Below are 10893 nucleotides of genomic sequence, written 5' to 3' on the forward strand. Positions count from 1 at the left end.
CGTGACGTCGATGATCTTGGCGTTACCGTGCACGCTCGTGGTGACGACGCCGGCCTGCGAACCGGTGAAGGACCGCGCCTCGGCGCCGTACGAATGAATGGCCATCGCCACCAGCGCGTTGGAGATGCGCTCGCCGGAGGTGAGCAGCATGTCCATCTCGCGGGCAGGCGGGGCTGGGCACACCTGTTGCGCCAGGTCGAGCAGCTCGTCGGTGGTGTCACCCATTGCGGAGACCACTACTACGACGTCGTTGCCCGCCTTCTTCGTCTCGACGATTCGTTCAGCGACGCGTCGGATGCGTTCGGCGGTGCCCACCGACGATCCACCGTACTTCTGGACGATGAGAGCCACGCGTGTGTACCTCCGCTGCATTGTGGTGTGACTGGCTTGACTACCTTACCGAGTTGCCCGCCTGCGAGGCGCTGCGGGTACGACGGCGACGCCTCTCACCTGCGCTGATTCGGTCTTGGGCGACGACAGTCGACGAGTGATCGGTCGATCCCCCCACGACCAGACAGCACCCGACTCGGCTGCACCGATGACGCGTGGTCCCGCTTCGCCCCAGTTCGGCATCCGGTTTCTCGGCTTCGATCGGGGGCTCGGTCTCGAAATCGAGAACTACTACGACGCGACGCCGCCGCTACCCCTCCGAACCGTACCGACCGGCATCATATTCGACTTTCGGCACCCGAAATGGCAAGGAAGGGAATACCATTGGGCAGTCCAACGCATCGCCTGCGCCTTTCGTCGGGAGAGGGTCGTGTATGACCACGTTGCCCTTGTCTGTGCCCACACCCCGAAGTCGCATCCCGGCCCTCGCCGAGGCGACCATTCGGCGACGACGGCTGCTCGACGACCTCGATCGCGGCGGGCGGACCAATACGGTCACGTTGTTGACCGCACCCGCGGGATCCGGCAAGACCATGCTCCTTGTCGACTGGATCGACTCCAAGCGGGGCACCGACAGCGGCTCGATCGCCTGGCTGACGGTCGACGAGACCGACAACGACCTCGTCGGCCTCCGCTCCCGAATCGCCTCTGCTTTCGCACAAGCCGGCTCCCCCGCCCTGGATTCGGCAATTGCGACCCTCCCGTCGCCCAGCGACCCGTCGTACGCCGACTTCAGTGCGCTGCTCGTCGAGGCACTCGAGTCCGTGGACGAGCACATCACGCTGATCCTCGACGACAGCCATCTGCTGCATGATCGACAGACACTTGCACTGCTCGGGAATTTTCTCCGGTGGCCTCCTCGCAACGTGCGGGTCGTTCTAGCGGGGAGATACGAACCGCCACTCGCGCTCCAGAAGCTGCGCCTCGACGGCCTCGTGCACGATATCTCGGCCTCTACCATCGCCTTCACCTCCGACGAGGCAGCCGAGATGCTGGCGCGATCCGGGACCGTTCTGAACGATCAAGACTTGGCGAAAGTGATGAACCGCACCGAAGGCTGGGCGGCTGGCCTTCGACTCGCGGGCATGACACTCGTAGGCTCTCTCCGCCCTTCCGAACTGATCGAGGACTTCACCGGAACCGAGCACACGGTTGCGGACTATCTAGTGGGGGAGGTGCTGTCCTACCTCCCGCCGACCGTTCGGATGTTTCTCGTCGAGACGGCCGTACCCGATTGGTTCACAACTGATCTCGCGGAGCGCCTCACCGGCGAGAGTCACGCCCAAGACATCATCGACGGCCTTCTCGCACAGAACTTCCTGATCGATCAGATCCCCGGTCCGGAGCCCGCATACCGCTACCACCCGCTGATGCGCGGGTACCTCCGCGCCGAGATGGCCCGACTCGGTGCGGAGCAGATCCGAAATCTCGAACGCGTCGCAGCGTCCTGGTTCAACGACTACCGACAACCGCTGCAAGCTCTCCAACACAGCGTCCACGCGGGAGACTCTCCGACGATCGTCGAGATCCTATGCGAGTCGGGCCTCGGAATGGTGCTGCGAGGGAACGGCGCCCAGGTGCTCACGGCCATCGAACGGAGCCCGGTTCGCGTCAGAAAACACGCTATCGCTCAGCTCGTCACCGCTGCAGCATTTCTCATGGATGGCAATACCGCTCCGGCAGTGTCGATACTGTCCGCGCTTCGCCGATCGGCGACGGCACCGGTCACCGATCGGACCTCACGCAAGGATCTCGACGCCGAAATGCTGCGGCGCGCTCTCGAAGTCCACGCTGCGATTCGCACCGGCAACATCGCGGCGGCGCTCGCTCGGGCGAAGAACCTCGACATCGGAAAGTCCGGCTCACCAGAACTCGATTCCTACACCTTGATGGTCGTCGGCCTGGCCGAACTGCACGTCGGCCTCGCCACCGACGCCGTCCACCACCTCATGGACGCGACGGCCAACGCCCGAGCAGGCAATCTGCATCTCACTGCTCTGAGCGGCCTGTCCATCGTCGCCGGATCCTATTTCCTCGCAGGACAACTGGACGATACCCTCGGCATGGTCGACGAGGCTCGCGAGATCGCCGACCGGCACGGACTCACCGACACTCCCGTCTATGCCGTGGTGCAGTCCCTGGAACTGCTCGTGGCGACTATTCGCACCGACCCCGCCCCACCACCCGTTCCGGAGGACGTCTGGGTCGCCATCGGCCAGTCGCCGGATCCGGCCGTCGCCGACTACGGGCGCCGTGCCAGGTGGGCCTTGGAGATGCTGGGCGACCGGTCCGGTCACCACGACCGCGAGTGGTTGGAATTCGACCGGCCGGCCGTCCCCGGCTTCGAGGCCCTGCTCGCTCCGATGGTGCAACGACGCTATCTGGCCTCGGGCGAGGTCCATCGCGCAACCGAACTCGTCGACGTCACGACGCGTCGACTCGGCAAGATCGGCGACGTCGGGCTGCTCGCCGCCGAGATCCATCGACTGCACGGGCGGCTCGACGCCGCGGACAACGAACTGTCGTCGATCGTCGACGGCACGAGGCGATGCATCAATCCAGTCAACTCCGTTCGTGCGCTCCTGACGGCCGCAAGCGTCGCCGCGGCCAGAAGACACCCGATTCGGGCGTTCGACATGGTCGTCCAAGCGTTGACTGCGGCGGAACCGGAGTCGATACTGTTGCCGTTCGTCGAGGCGGGTACCCCGGTACGCGACATTCTGACGCACAACCACGGACGCTTCGGTCTGCTCGAGCCATTCGCCGATCGCGCCCGTGCCTGTGTCCCTCACGAAGCTCGGACGATCGATCGGCCCGCTACCGGCACGCTCACCCGCCGCGAACTCGAGTTGCTTCGGGAACTCCCCTCATGGCGGACCGCGGAACAGATCGCCGCCGATCACTTCGTCTCCGTCAACACCATCAAGACGCACCTTCGTGGGATATACCGAAAGCTCGAGGTCCGCTCCAGACGGGACGCGATCGCGGCAGCACACGAGCTGGGTCTGCTGTAAGGAACTCGCGACCGGAGCGTCACCGGGTTCATCACCTGCGGGTGATGCCGCAGCCCGGTTCGACGCGGACGCTGGTACTGAACACACCGACAAGCCAAACCCGGGAGCGGAACCTGCAGAACAACCCCCATTCCGGGAGTGGAACCTGCGGAACGCCCCTGGGGGAATCAACTGCAGGAGCGAACGCCATGGCTCGACCCGCCGACATGCATTCGCACGGAATCCGATACGAGTTCACCGTCGAGGGCGACCTCTCCGAGCGCGCGAAGGCCGCATTCCCAGACCTCTCCGTCGCACGCATTCCGACCACTTTCACGCGCCTGTTCGGACCCATCGACGACGAGACGGCGCTGCGCGGAATGCTCGCGCGCTTCGATGCGCTGGGTCTGACAGTCGTCGAACTGCGCAGGCTTCCGGACTGAGGTTCGACCAACCCGGACGTGAAACCAACATGGTCGGTAGTACACTCGCACACATGCAGCGCGCGCTTCTTCTCGATCGCCGCGACGGGGTCTGAATCAGACTGGCTTCCCGTCGCGGGGTTTCATCGCGCCGGTCGAAATCCATTTCAGCGAAGTAACCTCGGAGATCAGAGCAATGTCACCAGCCGACGCATACACATCCGGATCGCGCACCATCACCCCGCCTTCCCGTCCTGGACCGAGCGACCAGCCCGCATGGAACACCCAGAAGAACTCTTCTATGCCGACCTACCGGTACCGTCCGTTCGCCGAAGAAGTCGAGCCGCTCACGCTGCCGGATCGAACCTGGCCCGACAAGATCATCGACCGCACGCCGCAATGGTGTGCCGTGGATCTACGCGACGGTAACCAGGCCCTCATCGATCCGATGAGCCCTGCACGCAAGCGTCGAATGTTCGATCTGCTGGTCCGAATGGGCTACAAGCAGATCGAGGTAGGATTCCCGTCCGCCAGCCAGACCGACTTCGATTTCGTTCGGGAGATCATCGAAGACGGAGCTATCCCCGACGACGTCACCATCCAGGTGCTGACGCAGTGCCGCGCCGAACTCATCGAGCGGACCTACTTGGCCTGTGAAGGCGCACGCAACGTCATCGTGCACTTCTACAACTCCACCTCCATTCTGCAGCGTCGCGTGGTGTTCAAGGCCGATCGGGACGTCATCAAGAAGATCGCAACGGACGGCGCGCGCAAGTGCCTCGAGGTCGCCGCGAACTACCCGGACACCGATTGGCGGTACGAGTACTCCCCCGAGTCCTACACCGGAACCGAACTGGCATACGCAAAAGAGGTGTGCGACGCCGTCGTCGAGATCATCGATCCCACGCCTGCCAAGCCGATCATCCTGAATCTGCCTGCGACGGTAGAAATGGCGACACCGAACGTCTACGCCGACTCGATCGAATGGATGAGCCGTAACCTGAACCGCCGCGACAGTGTGGTTCTGTCACTGCACCCGCACAACGACCGCGGTACGGGCGTCGCCGCAGCAGAACTCGGCTATCAGGCCGGCGCGGACCGCATCGAAGGATGCTTGTTCGGCAACGGGGAGCGCACCGGCAACGTGTGTCTGGTGACGCTCGGACTCAACATGTTCACCCGCGGTGTCGATCCGCAGATCGATTTCTCGAACATCGACGAGATCCGGCGGACCGTCGAGTACTGCAACCAGCTCCCCGTCCACGAGCGTCATCCGTACGGCGGCGACCTCGTCTACACCGCTTTCTCGGGAAGCCACCAGGACGCCATCAACAAGGGCCTCGACGCGATGAAAGTCACTGCGGACGAGCAGGGTTCGGACATCGGCGAGATCACCTGGCAGGTTCCGTACCTGCCGATCGACCCGAAGGACGTCGGCCGCACCTACGAGGCTGTCATCCGGGTCAATTCGCAGTCAGGCAAGGGTGGCGTCGCATACATCATGAAGGCCGATCATGGTCTGGCGCTTCCGCGTCGGCTGCAGATCGAGTTCTCCCAGTCCGTGCAGCGCATCACCGACGGTGAGGGTGGTGAGGTCTCACCGAAGGAAATGTGGGACGTTTTCGCCCAGGAATACCTGAGTCCGATCCGGCCGCTCGAACGCATCAAGCAGCGCGTCATCGCCGCGGAGACCGACGGCGGCACGGACAGCATTGTCGCCACGGTCAAGCTCGAAGGCGTCGAGCAGGACATCAGTGGTTCCGGCAACGGACCACTCGCTGCCTTCGTCGACGCGCTCTCCACCGTCGGCTACGACGTCAGCGTCCTCGACTATTCGGAGCACGCTATGTCCGCAGGTGACGACGCGCAGGCCGCCGCCTATGTGGAAGCATCCGTCACCGGCCCCACGGGAAGTGCAGTCACCGTGTGGGGCGCAGGAATAGCCACCTCCATCACGACCGCGTCACTACGCGCAGTCGTGTCGGCAGTGAACCGCGCACTGAAGTAGACGACGCGGCCCGTCGCAGTCCACTCAGGCCCCTTTCCCGCTTCCTCGAGCCGGGAAAGGGGCCCGCGTGGTTCCCACCGCCCCGGGGGCTGCGAACGCGAGATTCAGCTCGCTGTCGTATGCACAGTCTTCCTGTGAAGCTCACGCGCGCACATCATCCGACGCGGGTGATCTCACCTGTTTCGGATGATGATCTTGCTTTGCATCGGATGCCAGAATTACTCGTAGGTTTTCACACCGATGAAATGGGGCACCGAACGTGGACTCGTTCTGGGATTTTTTGTGGCTGATAATCGTGAGTTTCGCGTTCATCGCGTACCTCATGGTGCTGTTCTCGATCATCGGCGACCTCTTCAGGGACCACAAGACCTCCGGCTGGGTCAAGGCGATCTGGGTGTTCTTCCTGATCGTTGCACCCTTCCTGACGGCCCTGGTCTACCTGATCGCCAAGGGCGGTGACATGACCAAGCGTCAGGTCGCGGCCGTGCAGCACGCGAGGGACGAGCAGGAGCAGTACATCAAGCAGGTCGCGGGGCGGACATCCGCCGAGGAAATCGCGCACGCCAAGGCACTGCTCGACGCGGGCACGATCACGGAGGACGAGTTCAACCAGCTCAAGTCGAAAGCCCTTACGTAGCTCACGCTCCGTCACCGCTCACGCAGGCGGCCTCGTCGACGAAGGCGTCCACCACTGCGGCGACAGCCGCCAGTGCGTGGGCGCCTGGTCGCGTTGCGAGCTCGTAGATTCGCCCAGCCCGCACACCCGAGAGCGGGAGACGAACCAAGGCCGGATGAACGACGGCATAGCGCGGCATCAGCGCGACGCCGTGTCCCCGGGCGACGAGTTCCTCGGTGACACGGAAGTCGTTGATGCGCTGGACAACTCGGGGTCGGACTCCTGTGGCGGCCGCAACCGAGAGCAAGACGTCGTCGACCGGAAATCCACCCCTGACACTGATCCACTGTTCGTCGGCAAGCTGGCGTAGATCGACCGAATGCTGTTTTGCCAGAGTATGTTCAGGCGGAAGCACGAGATCGATCGGTTCGCGCATCAACGCTCGAACCTCGATGCGCGGCGCTGCCGTCGCCGCAGCTCGTTCGTCTCGATGCGTCAGAACGACGTCGTAGTCCGCCAGGAGCGCCGGAACGGACGAGGCAGGTAGATCCTCGTCGCTCGCGTCCACTCGAGTTCCGCTCTCGCGCATCCTGTCCAGAACGCCCGGCAACAGCAACGCGGCACCGGACGGGAACAGAGCGACGCGCACGCGTCCCCTCGGCGACGCGCTGTAGGACGCCATCTCGGCACTGGCGCGATCGAGTGCTCCCAGAACCTCGTCGGCGCGAAGCACGAGCGCGGCGCCCGCGTCGGTCAGACGCAGGCGTCGACCATCGGGTTCGAGTAGCGGGACACCTGCCTCTCTGCCGAGCAGTTTGAGTTGCTGCGACACTGCCGACGGTGTCAGCGACAGCGCGATCGCGACCGCTCCGACAGTTTCGCGGTCCGCAAGCTCCCTGAGGATTCTGAGCCGCTCCACATTCATGTAGTAAATCTTAACTGTTGATACGGATATATTCGATTGTGCTGATAGTTAAGGCCCGTCACGATTGGTGCCATGACCACTCGCGACCGCCTCCTCGGACTGACCGTCGCCGTGCTGTGGGGACTGAACTTCCTCGCCATCCGTGTCGGCCTCGACCACTTCCCCCCGTTCTTCTTCGCTGCGCTGCGATTCCTGGTCATCGCCGTGCCCGTCGTACTGTTCGTCCGACGCCCGAACGTTCCGCTGAAGTGGCTTCTGCTGTACGGCTTCGGCTTCGGCTTCCTGCAATTCGCCTTCCTGTTCGCAGCCATGAACGCTGGAATGCCGACCGGGTTGGCCTCGCTCGTGCTGCAGTCTTCGGCGCCGTTCACGATCGTTCTCGGTGCGCTGCTCCTTCGCGAGAACGTGAGCAGGCGTCAAATCCTCGGGATCACCGTCGCCGTCGCCGGGATGGCCCTTATCGGATACGACCGGACCCAGGCCGCGTCCCTGATACCCGTCGTGTTGACCTTGATGGCCGGACTGGGTTGGGCGGTCGGCAATCTGGGCAACCGGCTGGCCAAGTCCACCGAACCGATGCGGCTGATGCTGTGGATGTGCGTGGTCCCGCCGCTCCCGATGCTCGCTCTGTCGGCTGCGGTGGAGGGCCCGGCGACGGGCTGGCGGGCGCTCGCGGACTCGTTCAGCATCGACGGCTGGCCCGCCCTTGCAGGCCTCGCGTACATCGTGCTGCTGGGAACCATCGCAGGTTCCGGTCTGTGGACGATCCTGATCAGCCGTCACCCGGCCGGCGTCGTCGCGCCGTTTTCGCTGCTCGTACCGGTCGTCGGAATCGCCGGCGCGTGGATCTTCCTGAGCGAAACCCCGAGCATTCTGTCGCTGATCGGAGCCGCGGTCGTCATCGCCGGCTGCTTGGGCGGGATGGCCACCGCGCGGCGAGCGTCGTCGGCTACGCCACTGGCGGAACCGCTGCGGGTATGAGATCGGTTACTGCCATACCGGCGTCAGTTTCCAGAAGTCTGGACCAGATCCTCGGGTGCCCAGTAGGCACGCATCGATGTGATTCTGCCGTCGTCGTCGAATTCCATCACGTCGATGGGTGCCACTTCGAACGTGTTCTCGCCGAATTTGGACACCAGCCTGAAGTGGAAAGCCGCCGAGTTGGAAGCGATCTTGCACGTGAGGAGTTCCGCTGACTGCTCCAACGGCTCCAGCACCGCATAGAACTCTCTGATCGCCTGTTCGGTTGTCCTGACCTCGGTGCCGACCGGATCTTCCACGGTCGCTCCCTCGGCATACAGGGCAAGAATGTCGTCGACGGTGCCGTGCGCGACGGCCTCGACGTAGGCGTCGACGGTCTTGCGGACGACATCGGCAGATGGGGCCATGCGAGTTCCTTTCTAGAACTTGTTTCAGTCAACATAGCGGGTGCCGCCACATTCCGAGGAGAGTCGAGCCGGATGTTTGTGCCAGACTCGGCGCATGGTTCGAGCGGGTGAGCGCAGAGCGGCAATCGGCGCGCGGGGCCGGCTGGCACTACGAGCGGCCGAGGCCGCGACGTGGGCGTCACGCAAGGCAGGTCGAGGTAGGGGTTCGATGATCGGCGGGCTCGTCGCTCTCAAGATCGACCCGGACATCCTGACGGGACTCGGCTCCGGTCGTCGCACAGTGGTGGTCACAGGCACCAACGGAAAGTCGACGACGACACGCATGACGGCCGCCGCACTGGCCACCCTCGGCGACGTCGCGACACAAGCAGACGGCGCGAACATGGACGCAGGCATCGTCGCTGCCCTGCACGCGCATTTCGACGCCCCGCTCGCGGCGCTCGAAGTCGACGAACTTCACGTACCGCACGTGTGCGACGCTGTGTCGCCTGCCGCGGTCGTGTTGCTCAATCTCAGTCGCGACCAGCTGGACCGCGTCGGCGAGATCAACATGATCGAACGAAAGCTGCGCGCAGGCCTGGCCCGTCATCCCGAGACAGTCGTGATCGCCAACTGCGACGACGTGCTCGTCACGTCCGCTGCATTCGACGCCCCGAACGTGGTGTGGGTGGCGGCGGGCGGCGGCTGGGCAGGCGACTCCGTCAGCTGCCCTCGGACCGGTGAACCCATCGTCTGGGACGGTGAACACTGGTACAGCACCGGCAGTGAGTTCAAGCGCCCGACTCCCGACTGGTGGCTCGACGACGAAAATCTCTACGGCCCCGACGGCCTGACCATCCCGATGACGCTCGCTCTTCCCGGAAAAGCCAACCGCGGCAACGCAGCCCAAGCTGTCGCAGCCGCAGTGACGCTGGGAGCAGTCCCTACCGATTCCGTCATCGCCGCGTCCGGAGTGAACGAAGTCGCCGGGCGGTACTCCACCGTCCAACACGGATCGCATTCCGTCCGAATGCTTCTCGCGAAGAATCCCGCCGGCTGGCAAGAAGCGCTGTCGATGATCGACCCGACAGTGGATGGGCTCGTCATCGCAGTCAACGGTCAGGTTCCCGATGGCGAGGACCTTTCATGGCTGTGGGACGTACGGTTCGAGCATTTCGAGAACGTTGCTGTCGTCGCTGCCGGCGAGCGTGCCACCGATCTGGGAGTCCGGCTGCTGTACGCCGGTTCGCAGCACACAACCGTCGCAGATCCGTTGAAGGCCATCGAATCCTGCCCTCCCGGGCGCGTCGAGGTCCTGGCCAACTACACCGCGTTTCGCGATCTGGGGCGCGCACTCGCACGGGAGGCGAACGATGCCTGAGTCCACCGTTCGCATCGGGTTGGTCCTGCCCGACGTCATGGGCACCTACGGCGACAATGGCAACGCATTGATTCTGCGACAACGGCTTCGAATGCGTGACATCGACGCCGAGGTCGTGCACATCACCCTGAACGATCCGGTCCCCGACTCGCTGGACGTGTACACCCTCGGCGGCGCCGAGGATTCGGCGCAGCGCTTGGCGACTCGGCACTTGACGAAGTATCCGGGACTGCAGAAGGCTGCCGCTCGCGGAGTCCCGGTGCTGGCCATCTGCGCGGCGATTCAGGTCCTCGGCCACTGGTACGAGACGTCCTCCGGCGAAAAAGTCGAGGGGGTATCACTTTTCGACGTGACGACGTCACCTCAGGAGACTCGATCGATCGGCGAGGTCATCACCGAGCCGCTGCTGGATGGGCTGACTCAGAAGCTGTCCGGTTTCGAGAATCACCGCGGGGGAACGACATTGGGTTCCGACGCGCATGCGCTGGCACGAGTCACCACGGGCGTCGGAAACGGAGTCGGCGACAGCCGAGAAGGCGTCGTACAAGGTTCCGTGATCGGGACGTACATGCACGGGCCGGTTCTCGCGAGGAACCCGGAGCTGGCGGACTATCTGCTGGAGAAGGCGATCGGCAGGGCCTTGGAGCCGCTGGACCTGCCCGAGGTCGCTCAGCTGAGGCGCGAGCGTCTGCGACGGTAGTGCCGAGGCGGGCTTGTGGCTGTGGCGGGGCTTGTGGCTGTGGCGGGGCTTGTGGCTGTGGCGGGGCTTGTGGCTGTGGCGGGGCTTGTGG

At 64.2% G+C, this 10893-nt stretch carries 10 protein-coding genes; 7 read left to right on the top strand and 3 right to left on the bottom strand.

Annotated features, from left to right (window positions below; all coding sequences use genetic code 11):
* Positions 1-351, bottom strand: a 351-nt coding sequence (locus A2J03_RS24405) for an amino acid kinase family protein (RefSeq protein WP_442971406.1), incomplete at its 3' end; no start/stop codon positions are given.
* A 413-nt stretch (positions 352-764) separates the two neighbouring features.
* Here A2J03_RS24405 and A2J03_RS24410 point away from each other — a divergent pair.
* The 4 genes from A2J03_RS24410 to A2J03_RS24425 all read left to right on the top strand — a co-directional run bounded on the left by A2J03_RS24410 (position 765) and on the right by A2J03_RS24425 (position 6450).
* Positions 765-3404, top strand: a complete 2640-nt coding sequence (locus A2J03_RS24410; protein WP_156520569.1) for a LuxR C-terminal-related transcriptional regulator — start codon at positions 765-767, stop codon at positions 3402-3404.
* Between the two features lie 188 nt (positions 3405-3592).
* Positions 3593-3826: a hypothetical protein gene (locus A2J03_RS24415; protein ID WP_068379196.1), complete on the top strand. Its 234-nt coding sequence runs from the start codon at positions 3593-3595 to the stop codon at positions 3824-3826.
* 175 nt (positions 3827-4001) lie between these two features.
* The gene (gene leuA, locus A2J03_RS24420; protein ID WP_068379199.1) at positions 4002-5813 is read left to right on the top strand and encodes a 2-isopropylmalate synthase; all 1812 of its coding nucleotides are present in this window, start codon (positions 4002-4004) and stop codon (positions 5811-5813) included.
* Between the two features lie 259 nt (positions 5814-6072).
* Positions 6073-6450 (top strand): SHOCT domain-containing protein, encoded by a 378-nt coding sequence (locus tag A2J03_RS24425; protein WP_068379201.1) that lies wholly within the window; start codon positions 6073-6075, stop codon positions 6448-6450.
* Between the two features lies 1 nt (position 6451).
* On the opposite strand, the gene A2J03_RS24430 is transcribed toward A2J03_RS24425, so the two are convergent.
* Positions 6452-7354, bottom strand: coding sequence for a LysR family transcriptional regulator (locus A2J03_RS24430; protein WP_068379204.1), 903 nt, complete (start codon positions 7352-7354; stop codon positions 6452-6454).
* Positions 7355-7426: 72 nt separating this feature from the next.
* Between A2J03_RS24430 and A2J03_RS24435 the strand changes: the two genes are divergently transcribed.
* Positions 7427-8335: an EamA family transporter gene (locus tag A2J03_RS24435; protein WP_068379207.1), complete on the top strand. Its 909-nt coding sequence runs from the start codon at positions 7427-7429 to the stop codon at positions 8333-8335.
* Between the two features lie 23 nt (positions 8336-8358).
* Here the strand turns inward: A2J03_RS24435 and A2J03_RS24440 are convergent, their stop codons facing one another.
* On the bottom strand, positions 8359-8742 hold the full coding sequence (locus A2J03_RS24440; protein ID WP_068379210.1) for a nuclear transport factor 2 family protein: 384 nt from the start codon (positions 8740-8742) through the stop codon (positions 8359-8361).
* Positions 8743-8836: 94 nt separating this feature from the next.
* Between A2J03_RS24440 and A2J03_RS24445 the strand changes: the two genes are divergently transcribed.
* Together A2J03_RS24445 and A2J03_RS24450 are read left to right on the top strand one after the other, a co-directional pair.
* Complete coding sequence (locus A2J03_RS24445; RefSeq protein WP_068379213.1) at positions 8837-10102, top strand: Mur ligase family protein; 1266 nt, start codon at positions 8837-8839, stop codon at positions 10100-10102.
* A complete protein-coding gene (locus A2J03_RS24450; RefSeq protein WP_068379216.1) occupies positions 10095-10802 on the top strand; it encodes a type 1 glutamine amidotransferase in 708 nt (235 codons plus the stop codon). The genes A2J03_RS24445 and A2J03_RS24450 overlap by 8 nt, the downstream gene beginning before the upstream one ends.
* Positions 10803-10893 lie beyond the last annotated feature (91 nt).

This window comes from Rhodococcus sp. EPR-157 (assembly GCF_001647195.1).
GTDB lineage: Bacteria > Actinomycetota > Actinomycetes > Mycobacteriales > Mycobacteriaceae > Rhodococcoides.